General features: G+C 38.3%; 17 protein-coding genes. 14 read left to right on the top strand and 3 right to left on the bottom strand.

What is annotated here, in order from left to right; all coding sequences use genetic code 11:
* Positions 1-43: 43 nt before the first annotated feature.
* The 5 genes from acnA to M3210_RS01575 all read left to right on the top strand — a co-directional run bounded on the left by acnA (position 44) and on the right by M3210_RS01575 (position 4,709).
* The gene (gene acnA, locus M3210_RS01595) at positions 44-2,749 is read left to right on the top strand and encodes an aconitate hydratase AcnA (RefSeq protein WP_251510503.1); all 2,706 of its coding nucleotides are present in this window, start codon (positions 44-46) and stop codon (positions 2,747-2,749) included.
* 224 nt (positions 2,750-2,973) lie between these two features.
* On the top strand, positions 2,974-3,561 hold the full coding sequence (locus M3210_RS01590; protein WP_251510499.1) for a TlpA family protein disulfide reductase: 588 nt from the start codon (positions 2,974-2,976) through the stop codon (positions 3,559-3,561).
* 61 nt (positions 3,562-3,622) lie between these two features.
* Positions 3,623-3,847 carry a small acid-soluble spore protein Tlp gene (gene tlp / locus M3210_RS01585; protein WP_251510496.1) on the top strand — a complete coding sequence of 75 codons (225 nt, stop codon included), beginning with the start codon at positions 3,623-3,625 and terminating at the stop codon, positions 3,845-3,847.
* A 137-nt stretch (positions 3,848-3,984) separates the two neighbouring features.
* Entirely contained in the window at positions 3,985-4,407 is a 423-nt protein-coding gene (locus tag M3210_RS01580) for an acyl-CoA thioesterase (RefSeq protein WP_251510493.1), read from the top strand.
* Between the two features lie 2 nt (positions 4,408-4,409).
* The gene (locus tag M3210_RS01575; protein ID WP_251510490.1) at positions 4,410-4,709 is read left to right on the top strand and encodes a hypothetical protein; all 300 of its coding nucleotides are present in this window, start codon (positions 4,410-4,412) and stop codon (positions 4,707-4,709) included.
* Between the two features lie 29 nt (positions 4,710-4,738).
* Here M3210_RS01575 and yidD read toward each other — a convergent pair whose 3' ends face one another.
* The 3 genes from yidD to plsY form a co-directional block, all read right to left on the bottom strand.
* A complete protein-coding gene (gene yidD, locus M3210_RS01570) occupies positions 4,739-4,978 on the bottom strand; it encodes a membrane protein insertion efficiency factor YidD (RefSeq protein ID WP_251510488.1) in 240 nt (79 codons plus the stop codon).
* A gap of 1 nt (position 4,979) precedes the next feature.
* Positions 4,980-5,906: a GTP cyclohydrolase FolE2 gene (folE2, locus tag M3210_RS01565; protein WP_251510486.1), complete on the bottom strand. Its 927-nt coding sequence runs from the start codon at positions 5,904-5,906 to the stop codon at positions 4,980-4,982.
* 334 nt (positions 5,907-6,240) lie between these two features.
* Complete coding sequence (gene plsY / locus M3210_RS01560) at positions 6,241-6,822, bottom strand: glycerol-3-phosphate 1-O-acyltransferase PlsY (RefSeq protein ID WP_251510475.1); 582 nt, start codon at positions 6,820-6,822, stop codon at positions 6,241-6,243.
* 244 nt (positions 6,823-7,066) lie between these two features.
* On the opposite strand from plsY, the gene M3210_RS01555 reads away from it, so the two are divergent.
* The 9 genes from M3210_RS01555 to M3210_RS01515 all read left to right on the top strand — a co-directional run bounded on the left by M3210_RS01555 (position 7,067) and on the right by M3210_RS01515 (position 19,212).
* Positions 7,067-7,483, top strand: a complete 417-nt coding sequence (locus tag M3210_RS01555; protein WP_251510466.1) for a CoA-binding protein — start codon at positions 7,067-7,069, stop codon at positions 7,481-7,483.
* Between the two features lie 239 nt (positions 7,484-7,722).
* Complete coding sequence (gene parE, locus M3210_RS01550; RefSeq protein WP_251510464.1) at positions 7,723-9,681, top strand: DNA topoisomerase IV subunit B; 1,959 nt, start codon at positions 7,723-7,725, stop codon at positions 9,679-9,681.
* A gap of 60 nt (positions 9,682-9,741) precedes the next feature.
* Positions 9,742-12,192, top strand: coding sequence for a DNA topoisomerase IV subunit A (gene parC / locus M3210_RS01545; protein WP_251510452.1), 2,451 nt, complete (start codon positions 9,742-9,744; stop codon positions 12,190-12,192).
* 467 nt (positions 12,193-12,659) lie between these two features.
* The gene (locus M3210_RS01540; RefSeq protein WP_251510443.1) at positions 12,660-13,844 is read left to right on the top strand and encodes a NupC/NupG family nucleoside CNT transporter; all 1,185 of its coding nucleotides are present in this window, start codon (positions 12,660-12,662) and stop codon (positions 13,842-13,844) included.
* Between the two features lie 211 nt (positions 13,845-14,055).
* Entirely contained in the window at positions 14,056-15,594 is a 1,539-nt protein-coding gene (locus tag M3210_RS01535) for an AbgT family transporter (RefSeq protein WP_251510442.1), read from the top strand.
* 185 nt (positions 15,595-15,779) lie between these two features.
* Positions 15,780-16,364 carry a TetR/AcrR family transcriptional regulator gene (locus M3210_RS01530; protein ID WP_251510441.1) on the top strand — a complete coding sequence of 195 codons (585 nt, stop codon included), beginning with the start codon at positions 15,780-15,782 and terminating at the stop codon, positions 16,362-16,364.
* Between the two features lie 93 nt (positions 16,365-16,457).
* A complete protein-coding gene (locus M3210_RS01525) occupies positions 16,458-17,600 on the top strand; it encodes an acyl-CoA dehydrogenase family protein (RefSeq protein ID WP_251511094.1) in 1,143 nt (380 codons plus the stop codon).
* Between the two features lie 30 nt (positions 17,601-17,630).
* Positions 17,631-18,986, top strand: a complete 1,356-nt coding sequence (locus M3210_RS01520) for an acetyl-CoA carboxylase biotin carboxylase subunit (protein ID WP_251510440.1) — start codon at positions 17,631-17,633, stop codon at positions 18,984-18,986.
* Between the two features lie 13 nt (positions 18,987-18,999).
* A complete protein-coding gene (locus M3210_RS01515; protein WP_251510439.1) occupies positions 19,000-19,212 on the top strand; it encodes an acetyl-CoA carboxylase biotin carboxyl carrier protein subunit in 213 nt (70 codons plus the stop codon).
* The last annotated feature ends 5 nt before the right edge of the window (positions 19,213-19,217 follow it).

Genomic DNA, 19,217 nt, shown 5'->3' with positions numbered 1-19,217 from the left:
GTTAGAAACAAAGATTGGCAGCAACTAAGAAAGGGGTAAAATTATGTCAAATGATGCATTTAAAGCGAGAAAGCAATTCGATTTAAACGGTAAGACTTATAACTATTACCATTTAAAAACACTTGAAGAACAGGGGTTAGGTAAGATTGACCGTCTACCATTCTCCGTACGTGTTCTTCTAGAATCCGTACTGCGTCAGCATGATAATCATCAAATTAAAGATGAGCATGTAGAAGCCCTTGCAAAATGGGGCAGTAAAGAATCCAAAGGTGTGGACGTACCTTTCAAGGTTTCCCGTGTCATCCTTCAGGACTTTACTGGAGTGCCGGCTGTCGTGGACTTGGCATCTTTAAGAAAAGCAATGGTAGATCTAGGTGGAGAACCTAATGAAATCAATCCAGAAGTACCAGTTGATCTAGTAATTGACCACTCGGTACAAGTTGACCAATATGGAACACCAAATGCACTTCAAGCAAACATGGATATTGAATTTGAAAGAAATGCGGAGCGTTATGAGTTTCTTAACTGGGCGCAAAAAGCATTTGATAACTATCGTGCAGTTCCTCCTGCAACGGGGATCGTACACCAAGTGAACTTGGAGTACCTCGCGAATGTAGTTCATGCACTTGAGAACGATGAAGGAAATTACGAAGCTTTCCCAGATACACTTGTAGGAACAGACTCTCATACGACAATGATCAACGGTCTAGGTGTTCTTGGTTGGGGTGTTGGTGGAATTGAGGCAGAAGCCGGAATGTTAGGAAAGCCATCTTACTTCCCATCTCCTGAAGTAATTGGAGTTAAGTTTGTAGGCAGCTTCCCGAATGGAACAACTGCAACAGACCTTGCGTTGAAAGTCACTCAAGTATTGCGTGAAAAGAATGTCGTTGGGAAATTTGTTGAATATTTCGGACCAGGTTTGAAAGACTTGCCTCTTGCAGACCGTGCAACAATTTCCAACATGGCTCCAGAATATGGTGCAACTTGTGGATTCTTCCCTGTGGATGAAGAAACGTTGAACTATTTATATTTAACTGGACGTAGCCAAGAGCAGATTGATCTTGTTGAGAAATACAGTAAAGAAAATAATCTTTGGTATGATCCAGAAGAAGGCGATCCAGAGTATTCCGATGTTGTAATCATTGATTTATCAAAACTTGAACCTAATCTGTCTGGTCCAAAACGTCCGCAAGACCTGATTGCTTTATCCGACATGCAGAAGGAATTCAAGAAAGCAATTACTGCTAAAGAGGGTAACCAAGGATTCGGTAAAGATAAATCCGAGTTTGATAAAGAAGTGATCGTTACCCATAAAAATGGAAAAACATCAGTTATGCGAACAGGATCTCTTGCTATCGCTGCAATTACATCTTGTACGAATACTTCAAACCCGTATGTTATGTTAGGTGCAGGTTTGCTGGCGAAAAATGCGGTTGAAAAAGGTCTATCTGTGCCAGAGCATGTAAAAACTTCACTAGCTCCTGGTTCTAAAGTGGTTACACGTTACCTGGAGGATGCTGGTCTACAGACATACCTTGATAAATTAGGATTTAACCTAGTTGGTTATGGATGTACAACTTGTATCGGTAACTCAGGGCCATTATTGGAAGAGATTGAGCAAGCTATTATGGAATCAGATCTTATCGCTTCATCTGTATTATCTGGTAACCGTAACTTTGAAGGAAGAATTCACCCGTTAGTGAAGGCTAACTATCTTGCTTCACCTCCACTAGTAGTTGCTTATGCTCTTGCTGGAACAGTTGATATCAATCTAAGAAAAGATCCATTAGGAACAGATAAAGATGGAAACCCAGTTTACATGGATGATATCTGGCCATCTGCTCAAGAAATCAAGGAAGAAGTAGCTAAAGTAGTTACTCCTGAGATTTTCCGTAAAGAGTATGAAAACGTATTTGATTCTAATGAAAAATGGAATGAAATCGAAACTACAGATGAGCCATTATTTGAGTGGGATGAAGATTCAACGTACATCCAAAACCCTCCATTCTTTGAAGGTCTATCCAAAGATGCAGGTAAGGTAGAACCACTTAAAAACTTACGTGCTATTGGTTACTTCGGCGACTCTGTAACAACTGACCATATTTCACCTGCTGGAGCAATCGCTAAAGATATGCCAGCCGGAAAATATTTACAAGATAAAGGTGTATCACCTAGAAACTTTAACTCTTACGGATCAAGACGTGGAAACCATGAAGTTATGATGCGTGGTACATTTGCAAATATCCGTATTCGCAATAAATTGGCTCCAGGCACAGAAGGCGGATATACAACTTACTGGCCAACTGGAGAGGTCATGCCAATTTATGATGCCGCAATGAAATATAAAGAAAACAACACTGGCTTGGTTGTAATTGGTGGTAAGGACTACGGTATGGGATCTTCCCGTGACTGGGCTGCGAAGGGTACTAACTTACTCGGCATCAAAACAGTTATTACAGAAAGCTATGAGCGTATCCACCGTTCCAACCTTGTAATGATGGGTGTTTTACCACTTCAATTTGCAAAAGGTGATAGTGCTGAAAAGCTTGGATTAACTGGTACAGAAACATTCTCAGTTGATATTGATGAAAACATTCAACCAAATAGTCCGGTAAAAGTTACTGCTGTAGCGGAAGATGGAAAAGTAACTGAGTTTACTGCGATTGCTCGATTTGACAGTCCAGTGGAAATTGATTACTACCGCCATGGTGGTATTTTACAAATGGTATTACGTGAGAAACTTGCATAAATAATGATATTTAAAAACCGTTAAGTCATTGAAATGACTTAGCGGTTTTTTCTTTTTTAATGACTAAATTCCGAACAATGATGCGAATACCTTTACTTCTATTTACATAGTATTTACTATTAAAGTAAAGTTAATTGTCGTTAATGACTATTAATAATTTAGTGGCATTTACCTAAAAATGCAGCGAAATAACTAACATAGTAAAAGATGTCGGAGGAGATCTTGTGAAAAAAATTGTTTTTGGAATTAGTTTTATTATCATACTCGTTGGTATAATGATTTATAACACTTTTGCTGAAACAAATGAAGTGGAAGATACAGGATCAAATTTATATGACGTGACAGGAGATACATCGGTATCAGGAGGAATGATTGCCCCGGCTGAGAGTGTCGGTATACAACCAGGTGAAATTGCACCTGATTTTGAATTAGAAACTTTAGATGGTGCAGTTGTAAAGCTTTCAGAATTAAAGGGTGAAAAAGTTATTCTAAACTTTTGGGCCACTTGGTGTCCTCCTTGCAAGGAAGAAATGCCAGAAATGCAAGAGTTTTATGATAAATATGGGGACGACATTAATGTAATCGCAGTAAACTTCAAGGAAAAAAATGATAAAGTTGCTGAATTCCTCAACGAATATGGTTATACTTTCCCTTCACCTTTAGACAGTGAAGGATTGGTAGGTCATGAATATGGAGTTCTCACATTGCCGACAACATACTTTATTAATTCAGATGGTGTCATTCAAGAACCTCGGCATGTTGGTCCAATGACATATGAGTTCATGGAAGAAATGCTCCACACTTTAAATTGATGAGCATATTTTCATCGATTCAACACAACATACAAATACTATGATTGAAAGGAGTATTTGTATGCCACATAAAAATAAACCAAAACCTGATGACAGAAGTGACAATGCCGATAAATTACAAGATATGATTCATGAAACTTTAGAAAATATCGAGAAAGCCGAAGAGACGATGGAGTTCTCCGATGGATTGGATAAAGAACAAATAGCCGCCAAGAATAAGCGACGTAGAGAAGCGATTGAAGGATTCAGATCTGAAATTAAGGATGAGTATCACGATCGACATTAACTAATAAAGGGACCTTAAATCATCAATGATTTAAGGTCCACTTCTTTGTTTGAACTTCGTTGTACAACGTTTGGTTTGAAATATGATAGGATAATGACATAGATAAGATTAAACTTTTAGTTATGGGGGATTACATATTGAATAAAGTAAGGACACCAATTGAAGTACGCTACCAGGAAACAGACCAAATGGGTGTTGTATATCATGCTAATTATTTAATCTGGTTTGAAATTGGAAGGACTAAGTTGATTGATGCCCTAGGTTTATCCTATCCAGAAATGGAGAGGAAAGGTGTCGTTTCACCAGTTATTGATGCTCAGGTTTCATTTATAAAACCTGTACGGTATGGAGATGCTGTATCCATTGACACATGGTTGTCGAGTTACAATGGGATACGTTCGGAATACAGTTATGAGGTTATTAGGGAAGATAATGAGGTTGCAGTTCGAGGAACAACGAAGCATGTAATTGTTGATAAAGAAACATTTCGTCCTCTTTCATTGAGAAGAAAATTTCCGGATTGGCATGAAATTTATAGTAAGTTGATTGAAGGGGAATAAAGATGGCGTTTGGAATAAATCGTGCAGAATTAAAGCAGTGGAAAGCGAAAGTCCGTAATGGACAAATAGCCTTCCTTACTCATTATTGGCTAGATGATCGCTTTCCTGGTTGTAATACCGTGACTAAAGTTGGATGTAATGATGTAGAACGACTTAAAGCCTGGGGAAGGCAACATGGACTTAGAGAAGAATGGATTGACTATAAAGCTAGCTATCCGCATTATGACCTTTTTGGAGAACAACAGCGGAAAATACTAGAACGTGAAGGCGTCAGGGAACAAATAGAACGCTTTAATCTATAAAAAAGACCAAACGATTGCGATATCTGCAATCATTTGGTCTTTTTCTTTTTATCTATTTTTTCAGGTACATAGTCTACCCCTCCAGGATGGAAAGGATGGCATTTACTGATTCGTTTAACACTGAGATAAAAGCCTTTAAAAACGCCAAACCGTTTGAAAGCTTCTAAGCTGTAACTGGAACAAGTTGGATAAAATCTGCAAGATGCAGGTGTATAGGGACTTATTGCAAGCTGATAGAATCGTATCATTCCAATGAAAATATATTTCATTTTACATCACTTCAGTAAATTTATCAAAGGTGACAGAAGCTATTGCATCATGTAAATGAATTGATTCTTCATTTCTGCAAGTGACCTTAAACTTGGATACAAAGTCCAACTCATATAGGTCAGCAGCTACTAGTCTCACCATATCTTCGACAAAACGAGGATTTTCATATGCATGCTCTGTAACCATCTTTTCATCCGGCCGTTTTAGAACAGGATAAAGTCGGCTCGATGCATTACTTTCCGCTGCTTCTAATAAATGGAGCTTCCAGTCGGTTTCTTTGTCATTAAAGTCCTCCGTAAATCCGATTTCCATTGTGATTGTGCCCCTCTGATTATGGGCGCTGTATTCACTGATTTCTTTTGAGCAAGGGCATAGGGTAGTGATTTTACCGCCTAGACTTGCATTAATATGAAATCCTGATTCCCTGTCATATGTTACAGACATACTAACATCCGCATGGTTTAAACCAGATTGACCGGTTTGAGGAGCTTTTCTTTCAAAAAACCAAGGGAAACTGACTTCAATAGTCGCATCTTTTTGATCAAGTCGTTCACTTAGTTCTTTTGTAAATTTTTTGAGAGATTCAAAGTTTACAACGAATCCTTCTTGATAATACGTATTTAACTGTTCTGTGAAGCGACTCATATTTGTACCTTTACTTGTTTGCGAAAGAGATGAGGTAAATTTAAAATTACCAATCGTTGTTTGTTTATATGGTTTTATATGACTTTCTACAATAATTGGATGTTTAACGTTTGCAATACCGACAGCATCCAAAGCAAATAAGAAATCTTTCTTCTGATTCTGAAGGTCTGCCATGTCTTCTTTTTCTGTAGGTTTCGTCTTTAGAGTAGGTTCTACAGAACCAAAAAGTTTATGCCTGTCCGATTTATTCGGTAGTTTTTTGATAGAATAAGTTTTGGTCATGAACTTGCCTTCTTTCTATTATTGACTAGATTATAGTATACTGAATCGTCTGAGCTAATTCAATATATTCGTTTTGAATAGAGCAATTGATCTCTAGTATTTAATCAACAGTAGCAGACAATTTGCATACATACTAAATTGAATAAAATACTTCTACCCAAGGTCCACAGTCCAAATACTCTTGCTTTCCACAGGCGGCCCGTTAGCCTCCGACGGCACAGGTCGTGACCTCTTAGTCTGCCTCTCTGGGCTGCGGAGCCACAGAAGGAAGCAATTATATAAAGCAATAAATTATAATAAAAATGAAGTGAGCTTTTTAGCTGCACTTCATTTTTTACATCCATTTAATTTTTGGTTCAGTTCCATTTTTGATTCGTTTCAAATTATCTTTATGGCGATAAATAACAAATGCCGTTAAACAAGAAATAACGATGATCAATACAAGATCTTGGTAGAATAATGATAAAAGGATACTAACAACACCTGTTATCATGGACGATAGTGAAACATACTTCGATAGATATAAAGTCAATAAAAAGGTTGAAATCATAATTACGAATAAAATTGGAAAACTGCCAAGAATAATGCCACCAGATGTTGCCACAGCTTTTCCACCTTTAAATCGAGCGAATACGGGATAAGTATGACCAACAACTGCAAATAATCCAATTATCAGAGGATGAACCGATACATCAAATAATAGTGGTAAAACTGTAGCCAAAGTTCCTTTCAATATATCCGATAATGTAACAATAATACCAGCTTTGATCCCAAGTACACGAAATGCATTGGTAGCGCCTAAGTTACCACTTCCATGTTCACGGATATCTTTGTTATAACCTAATTTTCCAACCCATAATGCAGAAGGAATAGAGCCCAGTAGGTAAGCAACTAAGGCCAACACAACAATTTCCATACATCATCCTACTTCCTTCATCAATAGTATAACCACACTGCCGTAGCAAAATAATAATATTATTTCTATATTTAGTCAACAGTATGTTAAGCTTATTCTAGCATGAATTGTATGTAAAGAGTATTATTTTTTCGGGTAGTGAATGCTTGTTATTGAAATACCATCTAGTTGACTATCCTGCCTAATCTACTTATGATGTGACTAAAGTAAGTGTATAAACCATAGAAGGAAAGGAAGGGTATGTATGAGCTGGGAAAACCCATCAAAAGAATCATTAAAAAAGATCTTGGAAGATGCAAAAACAATTGCGGTAGTTGGACTTTCAAACAATGAAGAGAAAACAGCGTATCAGATTTCAAAAATTATGCAGGCACAAGGCTATCGAATTATTCCCGTTAACCCAACCGTCGACGAAGTTCTTGGAGAAAAAGCTTATCCAACTCTAGAAGCTGTTCCTGATGAAATTGATATCATCAATGTGTTTCGCCGTCCCGAGTATTTACCAGAGGTGGCCGCAGATGCAGCAAAAACAAATTGTCGCGTATTTTGGGCACAACAGGGTATTGTCAATGAAGAAGCCTATCATTATTTAAAAGAAAGAGACTTTACTGTTATTATGGATTTATGTATTAAAGTAGTCCATGCAGTTCTCGTAAAATAACAATATCAACAGGGTGGCTATGTTCATCCTGTTATTTTTTTCAATATGCTCCTATCCTGAATTTCTAAGAAATAGTATATTTTTTTCCTTTTTTAGGTTAAGATAGTTTAGTAAAAGCTTGTCGTTACAATGTTTTCATTTACATTTACAAACATTTGTTCTAAGATTGATATAGAGAAACGAGAATAGGTATAAAATTGTTTTGCTTTATTTAACGTATTGAAAGGGGAAAATTAACTTTGGCTAATCAAGCGAATAAATATTCTGATGATTCCATTCAGGTGCTGGAAGGTCTTGATGCAGTAAGAAAGAGACCGGGAATGTATATAGGCAGCACTGACGAACGTGGACTCCATCATTTAGTATTTGAAATCGTGGACAATGCAGTTGATGAAGCATTGTCTGGACATGGAAATGAAATTAAAGTTACGATACATAAAGATAATAGTATTTCTGTTTTAGATAATGGAAGAGGAATCCCTACAGGTATGCATGCAACGGGTACTTCTACGGTAGAAGTTATTTTTACTGTACTTCATGCAGGGGGGAAATTTGGCCAAGGAGGCTATAAAACAAGTGGTGGTCTTCATGGAGTCGGAGCGTCTGTAGTGAATGCTTTATCAGAATGGATGGAAGTAACTGTTTTCCGGGATGGTTTTACGTATTTTCAAAGGTTTGAAAACGGCGGAAAACCAGTAGGTAACTTGGAAAAAAGAAAACCAACTAGAAAAACAGGAACACTTATCCATTTCAAGCCGGATGAATCGATTTTCTCTACAACTGTCTACGATTATGAAGTCATTTCAGAAAGACTCCGTGAATCTGCATTTTTATTGAAAAACCTTCATATTGAGTTGGAGGATAAACGCTCCGATGAAAAAGAAGTATTTCAATATCCAGATGGATTGAAATCTTTTGTGGAATATCTAAATGAAGATAAAGATGTACTTCATCCTGTGGCATTTTTCGAAGGGATGAGTAATGGCATAGAAGTGGAGTTTGCTTTCCAATTCAATGATGGGTATGCAGAGAGCATGCTTTCGTTTGTGAACCATGTAAGGACAAGGGACGGAGGCACGCATGAGGTTGGGACTCGTACAGCCATTACGAGAACTTTTAATGAGTACGCAAGAAGAACTTCCATTTTAAAAGATAAAGACAAAAATCTTGAGGGAGCGGATGTCCGTGAAGGGCTAACTGCCATTGTTTCTGTGCGGATCCCTGAAAATTTATTGCAATTTGAAGGGCAAACGAAAGGGAAATTAGGAACCCCAGAAGCCCGTTCGGCAGTGGATCAAGTTATTTCCGAACAGATAGCATATTTCCTTGAGGAAAATGCCGATACGTCCAGACTTCTGATCAATAAGGCTATTAAGGCAAAAGAAGCGAGAGAAGCTGCTAGAAAAGCTAGAGAAGAAGCAAGAACAGGAAAGCAACGAAAAAGAAGAGACACGCTGTTAAGTGGTAAATTAACACCTGCACAATCAAGAAATCCAAAGAGAAATGAACTTTATCTAGTAGAGGGAGACTCAGCAGGCGGCTCGGCAAAGCAAGGAAGAGACCGGAAATTCCAAGCTATACTACCTCTCAGAGGAAAAGTAATCAATACAGAAAAAGCAAAAATTGAAGATATCTTTAAAAATGAAGAGATAGCTACTATGATCCACACTATAGGCGCCGGTGTTGGTGGAGATTTTGATCTGGATGATGTTCAATATGATAAAATCATCATTATGACGGATGCCGATACAGACGGTGCACATATACAAGTGCTGCTTCTCACTTTCTTTTATCGATATATGAGAAAACTCATCGAAGCAGGTAAGGTGTTTATCGCACTTCCTCCTCTGTTTAAAATATCAAAAGGAAAAGGCAAGAATGAACAGGTAGTGTATGCTTGGGATGAGTCAGAGATGAAAGAAGCGATAGAAAAATTTAAAACTGGTTATATCGTCCAACGTTATAAAGGTTTAGGTGAAATGAATGCAGACCAATTATGGGAGACGACGATGAATCCTGAGACTCGGACATTAATACGTGTGACTATTGAAGATTTCCCTCGTGCAGAACGGAGAATAACCACCCTGATGGGAGATAAAGTGGAACCGCGACGCAATTGGATTGAATCAAACGTGAAATTCGGGCTAGATGAAGACACAAATATCATTGATAATGAAAAGATTCGCAAGGAATCATGATGAAGATTGCAAGTTTAGATATAGCACGGCTATGACGATAGTAGAAGGGGATATTAGGTAATGCAAAAAGAAAAATTTCTTGATTTATCCTTAGAAGAAGTGATCGGTGATCGCTTCGGCAGATATAGTAAATATATAATACAAGACCGGGCACTTCCAGATGCTCGAGACGGTTTAAAACCTGTTCAAAGAAGAATCCTGTATGCAATGCATGAAGAAAAAAATACAGCTGATAAAGGTTTCAGGAAATCGGCTAAAACAGTTGGTACCGTTATCGGTAATTACCACCCACATGGAGATACTTCTGTTTATGATGCGATGGTCCGATTAAGCCAGGACTGGAAATTACAAGAAGAGCTGATTGAAATGCATGGTAATAATGGGAGTATTGATGGGGACCCTCCTGCGGCAATGCGTTATACAGAGGCGAGGTTATCACCAATTGCTTCTGAACTATTGCGTGATATCGACAAGGAAACGGTTGACTTCATTTACAACTTCGACGAAACGACTCTCGAGCCTGTTGTGCTGCCTGCAAAATTTCCGAATTTATTAGTGAACGGTTCAACGGGAATTTCAGCTGGTTATGCAACAGATATACCGCCTCATAACCTTGAGGAAGTCATTGATGCAGTAATTATGAAAATAGATAAACCCCAGGCTACAGTAGAACAATTGATGTCAGTCCTCCAGGGACCAGATTTTCCTACCGGTGGAATCATTCAAGGGGTCGACGGAATAAAGAAGGCTTACGAAACGGGTCGCGGCCGGATAATCGTCCGGGGTAAAACAAGAATCGAAAATCTGCGCGGCAGTCGACAACAAATTGTCATTGAAGAGATTCCATATGAAGTGAATAAAGCTAATATGGTTAAAAAGATGGACGAGTTACGAGTTGATCGTAAAGTGGATGGGATAGCGGAAGTTAGAGATGAATCTGACCGTACAGGTTTGCGCGTTGTAGTTGAGTTAAAGAAGGATGCAGATGCTGAAGGAATTCTAAACTACTTTTTTAAGAATACGGATCTGCAAGTTTCTTATAATTTTAATATGGTAGCGATTGAAGATAAAACACCTAAGCTCATGACTTTACCTCAAATGTTGGATGCATTCATCAATCATCAAAAAGAGGTTGTTACAAGGCAAGTAACCTATGATTTGAATAAAGCAAATAAAAGAGCACATATCATAGAAGGACTAATCAAAGCCATCTCCATTTTAGATGATGTCATTGCAACGATAAGGGCTTCAAAAGATAAGGCGGATGCAAAAAGGCAACTAATAAAGGCTTATGGATTTACAGAAGAGCAATCAGAAGCCATTGTGAATCTTCAACTATATCGCCTAACAAACACCGATATCACTCAACTGCAAAAAGAGGCGAAAGAGCTAGAAGAAAGCATTAAAACATACGAAGCAATATTAGCTAGTGAAGCTATGCTAATGAAAACAATCAAAAAAGATTTAAGAGACATTAAGAAAAGATTTAAATCACGTCGCGGGACCCAAATAGAAGAAAAAATTGAAGAAATAAAAATCAATATTGAAGTATTGATTCCAAGTGAAGATGTAGTCGTATCTGTAACGAAAGATGGTTATATCAAACGCACGAGCTTACGTTCTTATGGAGCTTCCAACAATGATGATATTACGATGAAAGACTTAGATTACTTGTTAGGGCTATTTGAAATAAATACTACTGACCATCTCCTTTTATTTACTGATAAAGGCAGGTTCATCTATTTCCCTGTCCATGAACTGCCAGACATACGCTGGAAGGAACTCGGAGCTCACATTTCTCATTTTACCAGTCTCGAAAAGGACGAAAAGTTAATTCAAGCTTTACCTATTAGAGAATATACGAATAATAAATATCTTCTCTTCATCACTAAGAACGGGATGATTAAACGAACAGAATTGGACAAGTATGAAACTCAAAGACATGGTAGAGCAATGATCGGAATTAACCTTAAAGGTGATGATGAATTACTTAATGTATATGAAACGAAGGGTTATTCTGATATATTTATTGCATCCAATACTGGATATGGTCTTTGGTATCATGAGTCAGAGGTAAAACCGACTGGTCAGAGAACTGCTGGAGTTAAAGCAATCCAATTGAAAGATGGAGAGTATGTTGTTAGCGGTCAAATCTTTGATGATTTAGCTGATCCATCCCTTGTAATCATTACACAAAGAGGTGCCGTCAAACGGATGAATCTCAACGATTTTCAAAAGTCAACAAGAGCAAAACGTGGCCTTCTCATGCTTAGAGAATTAAAAAGTAAACCACACCGCTTAGTGGGATTCTTTACGGCAGATGAAGAGGATAGCATCAGCATACAGACATCAAATGGAGAGGTCCATTCGATCTATCCATTGGAACTATCGGTCAGCGATCGAGTAAGCAATGGATCATTCGTCATTGACACGGACCATGACGGAGAAGTAATCCAGGTTTGGAAGGAACCCACTTATGAACGACCTTTCCAAGAAAACAAAGAAGAATAATCACCGAAAAGTGAAGAAAACTACAACATAATCGTTCAATAATTGATAAGCAAGCAAATTTTCATGCAAATTTGCTTGCTTATTTTATCCAAAAAATAGAGGTGAGATATTTATTAAAGCAGAGAATTTTAAACTCTCTGCATTTTTTGTTGTGAAAAATGTGCGAGAATTTGATATATATTGTAAATGCGATTTTTTCATCAAATAACTGGACAGCTGTATCTTAGAAATGTATCATTTTTTACGGTTGCAATTCATCGTTTAAGCTATAGAAACTTAGGGAAAATTAAATGAAATTGGCGAATCAATGATTTATATCGAATATGCCATGGAAGAAAGGGAAGGTTATTAATAGAAAAGTATTATGTAATAATGGGGTAAATTTTGAGGAAATTAATTTTCTGTAGCTTAGATTTATAAGGTGATTGTACCTTACTACGTTTAATTTAACCAAAGAAGGTGGAGTAATGGGAATTCTAGTTGGAGTTTTAGGGCTAATCTTTGTATTTGGCCTGTCATATTTACTGAGCAATGATAAGAAAGGGATTAACTATAAAGCAATAGGTATTTTAATCGTACTTCAATTTATTGTGACGATTATTGCATTTCGGACTTCATTTGGACTTAGGATTGTTGAAGTGATCTCCAATGGAGTAACTGCTGTTCTTAGTTATGGCTATGAAGGTGTAGATTTTGTTGTGGGTGGACTTTTGATCGAAGAAGGGGCCTCTGTATTTTTCATCAATGTGTTGATGTTGATTATATTCACGTCCACACTTCTTGCCATTTTAACACATATTAGAGTACTTCCTCTTGCCATTAAGTACATTGGTGGACTTTTAGCAAAGGTAACAGGGTTGTCCAAGGTTACGACATTTAATGCCATTAACAGTATTTTCTTTGGTCAGAGTGAAGCGGTACTTGCGATTAAGTCACACTTGGACAATATGAGCAAGAACAAGCTATTTATTATTTCCACTTCAGCAATGGCTTCTGTATCATCATCTATTATGGGAGCTTATATGTTGCTGATTCCACCGCAATATGTTCTTGTTGCAATGGTGTTGAACTCCATGTCTGCTTTGGTGATTACTTCCTTCATGACACCAATTAAAGATGAGGAAGATGAACAAATTGATATAAAAGATATATCAGACTCTGGATCGATATTCCAATCAATTTCTCAAGGTGCACTAGACGGTGGGAAGGTTGCCTTGATTGTAGCTGCGATGCTGGTTGCTTATAATGGGTTAATCGCACTTGTCAATGGTCTTTTTATGAATATTCTCGGGATTGATTTTACTACAATTCTAGGATATATCTTTGCACCGGCTGCGTGGCTGATGGGAATTCCATCTCATGAAATCGTATCGGCAGGTGCTGTCATGGCGACGAAATTAGTGACGAATGAGTTTGTTGCTATGCTACAATTTCAACCGCTTATTCCTGAACTTTCCGCTAAAACGGTAGCGATTGTATCCACATTCACGGTTTCGTTCGCAAACTTTTCTTCCATCGGGATCATTAGTGGTTCCATTCAGGCCGTAAACGGTGAAAAGGCAAATCAAGTTGCTCGGTTTGGAATGAAGATGCTGCTTGCTTCTACGTTAACATCGATGGCAACAGCTACTATCGTAGGTTTCTTTTTCTAAAAAAATAAAAATCAAGTAATCAAAAATCTTACTTTGACGCTAAGAAAAATGATTTGGGACAGGAGGTTTTACCTCTTGTCCCAATTTTACTGTTGAATTAATTTGTAAAAATTGTTAGTATAGCATTTGTGTTTAATTTTATTGGGCTAATTAACCCTGATTAACATGAATTTTCGCAATATTATTTTTTGTATTGCTGGAGGGGAAGAAGATGGTAAAACGAAAAAAAGGATTTTTTCAACGGTCCTTAGATAGTGTAGAAGTCGTTGGGAACAAGCTGCCACATCCGGCTACATTGTTTGCCTTGTTGGCGCTGTTAGTTATTTTGCTCTCAGCAGCTCTGCAGCCATTAGGTATCAGTGTAGAGCATCCTGGTGAAGAAGGCACAATGGTCGAAATTAAAAACCTGCTGAGTGCAGAAGGCATCCAATATATCTTTACTAATATGACTGCAAATTTCATTGGATTTGCACCGTTAGGCGTTGTACTATTGACAATGCTGGGAATTGGAATTGCCGAAAGAACTGGTTTGATAAGTGCTGTACTTAGAGGATTTGTATTATCAGTACCTAATCGATTTATTACTTTAGGTTTAGTTTTTGCAGGGATCATGTCAAGTGTTGCTTCGGACGCTGGATATGTAGTACTACCTCCGCTTGGAGCATTAATCTTTGCAGCTCTCGGAAGACATCCACTTGCAGGACTTGCTGCAGCATTTGCAGGTGTTTCTGGTGGGTTTAGTGCGAACCTCTTGTTGTCAGGTACAGATGCGATGCTTGGAGAAATGACTATCGCAGCAGCAGCAATCATTGATCCTGCATATGCAGAAACAATGAACATAGCGATGAACTGGCTATTTATTGCTGTTTCTGTATTCCTATTGACTTTCATTGGCGCATGGGTAACGGAAAAAATCGTAGAACCTCGACTTGGTTCATATAATGGTGATCAAAAAGAAGAGCTGAAAGGCTTGGAACCATTAGAGAAAAAAGGGCTTGTTTGGGCTGTAATCGCTGCTGTAGTTGGTGTCGTGCTTGCATTATTGCTTGTATTGCCGCCAAACGCTCCTTTACGCGGTACAGAAGGAGATACCATGGCTCAGATTGTGCAATCCCCCTTTATGAGTTCGTTAGTTCCAATTATTGCGATTATCTTTTTCATTCCTGGAATAGCTTATGGAATTGTTACGAAATCCATCAAGAATGATAAAGATGTTGCAAACCAAATGTCGGACACGATGGCTTCTATGGGTACATTCATCGTGCTTGCATTCACGGCTGGACAGTTCGTTGCATTTTTCAACGAAACGAATATGGGGCTTGTCTTAGGTGTATACGGTGCAGAATTTTTAGATAGTGTTAATTTAACAGGAATTCCGCTCATCTTATTGTTCATTTTGATAACGTCTGTAATCAATATCTTTATTGGTAGTGCTACTGCGAAATGGGCAATGATGGCTCCAGTATTTGTGCCGATTATGATGCAGCTTGGATATTCTCCAGAACTGACACAAATGGCATATCGTATTGCGGATTCATCTACAAATATCATTTCACCATTAATGACATATTTTGCAATCATTATTGCATTTGCACAGAAATATGATAAGAAAATAGGGATTGGAACATTGGTTTCTACAATGATACCTTACTCCATTTTCTTCTTGATTGGCTGGACTTTGATGCTGATCGTCTGGATGGTGCTAGGTATTCCACTCGGACCAGGTGGTCCATTACTATATCAACCATAAAATTGGACAGGGCTTCACGGCTCTGTCTTATTTTTTTGCCTTGATTCATTTCGGAACTTGGTTTTAACAGGAGGTGTTTATGATACGAGAAAAAGAATTTTAACATCATGAAAGAAACAGATTATTCTTTATCTATGTAAAATTGTATGATAAAGTATTAGTAAAAGTATGAGAAAGGGGGTTGCATGGAGACGGAACTTAGGGAGCGTATTATCAATGCATCGTTGGTATTGTTTGAACGACACGGATTTCATGGCGTTACTGTGAATCAAATTGTAGAAACTGCCGGCATTTCTAAAGGCGGATTTTACCACCATTTTTCCTCAAAAGATGAACTATTGTTTGTTATCCATGACATTTTTATAACGTATGTGCTCGAACGGGCTGCCAGTTCTAACCAACAAAGTCTTCCACCTGCTACTCGATTGCGTTCAATCATCAAAGATTTTGTAAGCGTTTTCGACATATATAAAGCCCATTTGACGGTATTCTACCAGGAAAGTATTTATCTTAAACCCGAACATGAAGAAATTGTAAAACGTAAGCGGCAACAATTTAAAGGGATAATTCAATCCGTTATTCGAGAAGGTGTGGATACTGGAGAGTTCCGCAAAGATCTTTCTATTGAGATTACAACAATGGCGATTCTCGGAATGGTGAACTGGACATATAAATGGTATCAAAGAAGTGGTGAAAAAAGTATAGAGGAAATTGCTGATTATTATATTGACTTAATATTACACGCTGTATTATCCGATTCAACTAAATAGTGGAGACAGAGTCACACTTCTTTTCAGAGGTATTTTTTAGGCTCAATACCGACCAACCAGTCGGTCATAAATGAATAGGGGGTATAGATGGCGATGAATTTTGAATTGACTAAGGAACAATCAATGATTAAGAAAATGGTCCGTGACTTTGCTGAAGGTGTCATACGGCCACGTGCAATTGAAATTGATAAAAAAGCGGAATTTCCTGAGGATATCTTCAAGCAAATGGGAGAATTAGGGCTACTTGGATTACCATTCCCAGAAGAAGTCGGCGGAGCAGGAGGAGATACGTTATCTTATGCTCTTGCTGTTGAAGAAGTTGGTCGAGTCTGCGGGAGTACTGGGTTAAGTTATGCTGCAGCTGTTTCATTGGGTGCAAGCCCTTTATATTATTTTGGAACAGAAAAGCAAAAAGAAGAATTCCTAAAGCCATTGGCTGAAGGAAGAGCATTGGGTTCCTTCGGCTTGACGGAGCCAAATGCAGGCTCAGATGCTGGTGGGACGAAAACTACGGCAGTTTCAGATGGAGACTACTATGTAATTAATGGTGAGAAATGTTTTATAACAAATGCCAGTTTTGCCAAAGTGATAATTGTCACAGCAGTAACCGATAAAAGCGACGATGGAAAGAATCTTATCTCGTCCATCATCGTGCCGACAGATACAGAAGGCGTTAAGATAAAAAGCGACTACGATAAAATGGGAGTACGAGGCTCAGATACAGCTGAGATTGTTCTTGATAATGTGAGAGTTCCAAAAGAAAATGTGTTAGGGGAAGTTAATAAGGGATTCAAGCAATTTTTATCGACGTTGGATGGAGGAAGGATATCTATTGCAGCATTAGGTGTGGGAATTGCTCAAGCGTCTTTAGATAAAGCGTTGGAGTATGCTAAAGAAAGAAAGCAGTTCGGACAATCGATATCCAAATTCCAGGCTATTCAATTTAAATTGGCAGATATGGCAATGGAAGTGGAATTAGCAAGAAATATGGTACTAAAAGCGGCCTGGTTAAAGGATAAAGGAAAACCATTCGGAAAGGAAGCAGCCTTTGCGAAATTATTTGCATCTGAAGCTGCTGTACGAGCTGCTGATCAAGCCATTCAAATTCATGGTGGCTATGGATATATGCGGGAGTATGAAGTCGAGCGTTATTTACGGGATGCAAAGTTACTGGAAATTGGAGAAGGTACGTCAGAAGTTCAACGTTTAGTAATTGCTAGATATTTAGGTTGTTAGGATTATAGATGTAGAATGAGGAGGCAGTCTATGATAAAGAAAATCTTAATAGCGAATAGAGGGGAAATTGCATCTCGAATCATCCGGACATGTAAACGCCTTGGTATCACTTCTGTAGCTGTCTATTCAGAGGCTGATCAGAATGCACCATTTGTGAACGCAGCGGATGAGTCGTATTTGCTAGGAGGTTCTCACGTAAACGAAAGTTATATGAACATGGACAAAATATTTGAGATTGCTAAAGAAGCCCAAGTGGATGCAATCCACCCAGGATATGGATTTTTTAGTGAAAATGCTTTGTTCACCGAACGTTGTGAACAGGAGGGAATTCGTTTTATTGGACCTACCAGCTCTGTAATCGAGCAGATGGGAGATAAAGTGAATGCCAGGAATGCAATGATGTCTGCTGGTGTACCAGTTGTTCCCGGTACGGATGCAGCCGTTGATAATGTAAATCATGCGATAGAATTGGCGAGAAGAATCGGTTATCCGATTATGCTGAAAGCTGCTGCTGGTGGTGGAGGTATTGGGATGCAGGTCGTCAACGATGAAGAAGAATTGAGGAAAGCATTTAAAAATAATTCGGAAAGAGCTTTAAATTTCTTTGGGAACGGTTCCATGTTCTTGGAGAAGAAAATAGAGAATGCTCATCATATCGAAATTCAAATACTTGCAGATGAATTTGGGAATGTTGTCCATCTATTTGATCGTGAATGCTCGATTCAACGCCGTAATCAAAAAGTGATCGAAGAAGCTCCATCTCCGTTCATTTCTGATAAAACGAGAGAAGCAATGGGAGCAGATGCTGTACGGGCAGCGATGGCCATTAATTATACAAATGCGGGCACAATTGAATTTCTTGTCGATGAAGAAGAAAATTACTACTTTCTCGAAATGAATACCAGAATTCAAGTGGAACATCCAGTTACAGAAGAAATTACTGGTCTGGATATTGTCGAACTCCAAATTAAAATTGCAAATCAGGAAGCACTGCCTTTCAATCAACATGAAATTGAGCGGAATGGTCATGCGATTGAAGCGAGGATCTATGCAGAGGATCCGATTCGATTTTTCCCATCACCAGGTACAATCACGAATGTAAAATTCCCTTCGGGTGAAGGTATCCGCAATGAAATCAGTTTCACAGAAAATTACAAAGTGACGCCATTTTATGATCCGATGATAGGAAAATTAGTCGTAAGGGGCAATACGAGAGAAGAGGCAGTAAAACGTCTAGAGAACGCGTTGAAAGAATATGTAATTGATGGAATTAAAACGAATCTGCCAATGCTGGAAACAACAGTAGGTTTGCAAGCATTCCGTGAAGGAAACACGACTACGAGTTTCGTAGAGACGCATTATATACCACAAACTAAAAAGTCTTAAGGAGGATATGAAAATGGAAAAATTAGTAGCAAGTATGGCCGGAAATGTTTGGAAAATAGTGAAGCATGAAGGTGATTCAGTTGGTGCAGGAGAGGACGTAGTGATCCTTGAATCGATGAAGATGGAGATTCCTATTTCTGCCGAAACGGACGGTGTTATTAAAGAATTAAAAGTGGCAGAAGGGGATTTTGTTAATGAAGGAGACGAGATAGCTGTTATTGAATGAATTAC

Origin of the sequence: Oceanobacillus luteolus (assembly GCF_023715655.1) — a bacterium.
GTDB classification, from domain to species: domain Bacteria; phylum Bacillota; class Bacilli; order Bacillales; family Amphibacillaceae; genus Oceanobacillus; species Oceanobacillus luteolus.
The sequence above is the reverse complement of the archived record's forward strand: the minus strand, read 5'-3'. Positions and strand labels throughout refer to the sequence as shown.

What these genes read in the sequence shown, in the direction of transcription:
- M3210_RS01525 (WP_251511094.1), top strand. Translation starts at nt 16,458, where the DNA reads ATGAATTTTGAATTGACTAAGGAACAATCAATGATTAAGAAAATGGTC.
- tlp (WP_251510496.1), top strand. Translation starts at nt 3,623, where the DNA reads ATGCCACATAAAAATAAACCAAAACCTGATGACAGAAGTGACAATGCC.
- folE2 (WP_251510486.1), bottom strand. Translation starts at nt 5,906, where the DNA reads ATGACCAAAACTTATTCTATCAAAAAACTACCGAATAAATCGGACAGG.
- M3210_RS01530 (WP_251510441.1), top strand. Translation starts at nt 15,780, where the DNA reads ATGGAGACGGAACTTAGGGAGCGTATTATCAATGCATCGTTGGTATTG.
- M3210_RS01575 (WP_251510490.1), top strand. Translation starts at nt 4,410, where the DNA reads ATGGCGTTTGGAATAAATCGTGCAGAATTAAAGCAGTGGAAAGCGAAA.
- parC (WP_251510452.1), top strand. Translation starts at nt 9,742, where the DNA reads ATGCAAAAAGAAAAATTTCTTGATTTATCCTTAGAAGAAGTGATCGGT.
- M3210_RS01555 (WP_251510466.1), top strand. Translation starts at nt 7,067, where the DNA reads ATGAGCTGGGAAAACCCATCAAAAGAATCATTAAAAAAGATCTTGGAA.
- yidD (WP_251510488.1), bottom strand. Translation starts at nt 4,978, where the DNA reads ATGAAATATATTTTCATTGGAATGATACGATTCTATCAGCTTGCAATA.
- M3210_RS01540 (WP_251510443.1), top strand. Translation starts at nt 12,660, where the DNA reads ATGGGAATTCTAGTTGGAGTTTTAGGGCTAATCTTTGTATTTGGCCTG.
- M3210_RS01515 (WP_251510439.1), top strand. Translation starts at nt 19,000, where the DNA reads ATGGAAAAATTAGTAGCAAGTATGGCCGGAAATGTTTGGAAAATAGTG.
- plsY (WP_251510475.1), bottom strand. Translation starts at nt 6,822, where the DNA reads ATGGAAATTGTTGTGTTGGCCTTAGTTGCTTACCTACTGGGCTCTATT.
- M3210_RS01535 (WP_251510442.1), top strand. Translation starts at nt 14,056, where the DNA reads ATGGTAAAACGAAAAAAAGGATTTTTTCAACGGTCCTTAGATAGTGTA.
- acnA (WP_251510503.1), top strand. Translation starts at nt 44, where the DNA reads ATGTCAAATGATGCATTTAAAGCGAGAAAGCAATTCGATTTAAACGGT.
- M3210_RS01520 (WP_251510440.1), top strand. Translation starts at nt 17,631, where the DNA reads ATGATAAAGAAAATCTTAATAGCGAATAGAGGGGAAATTGCATCTCGA.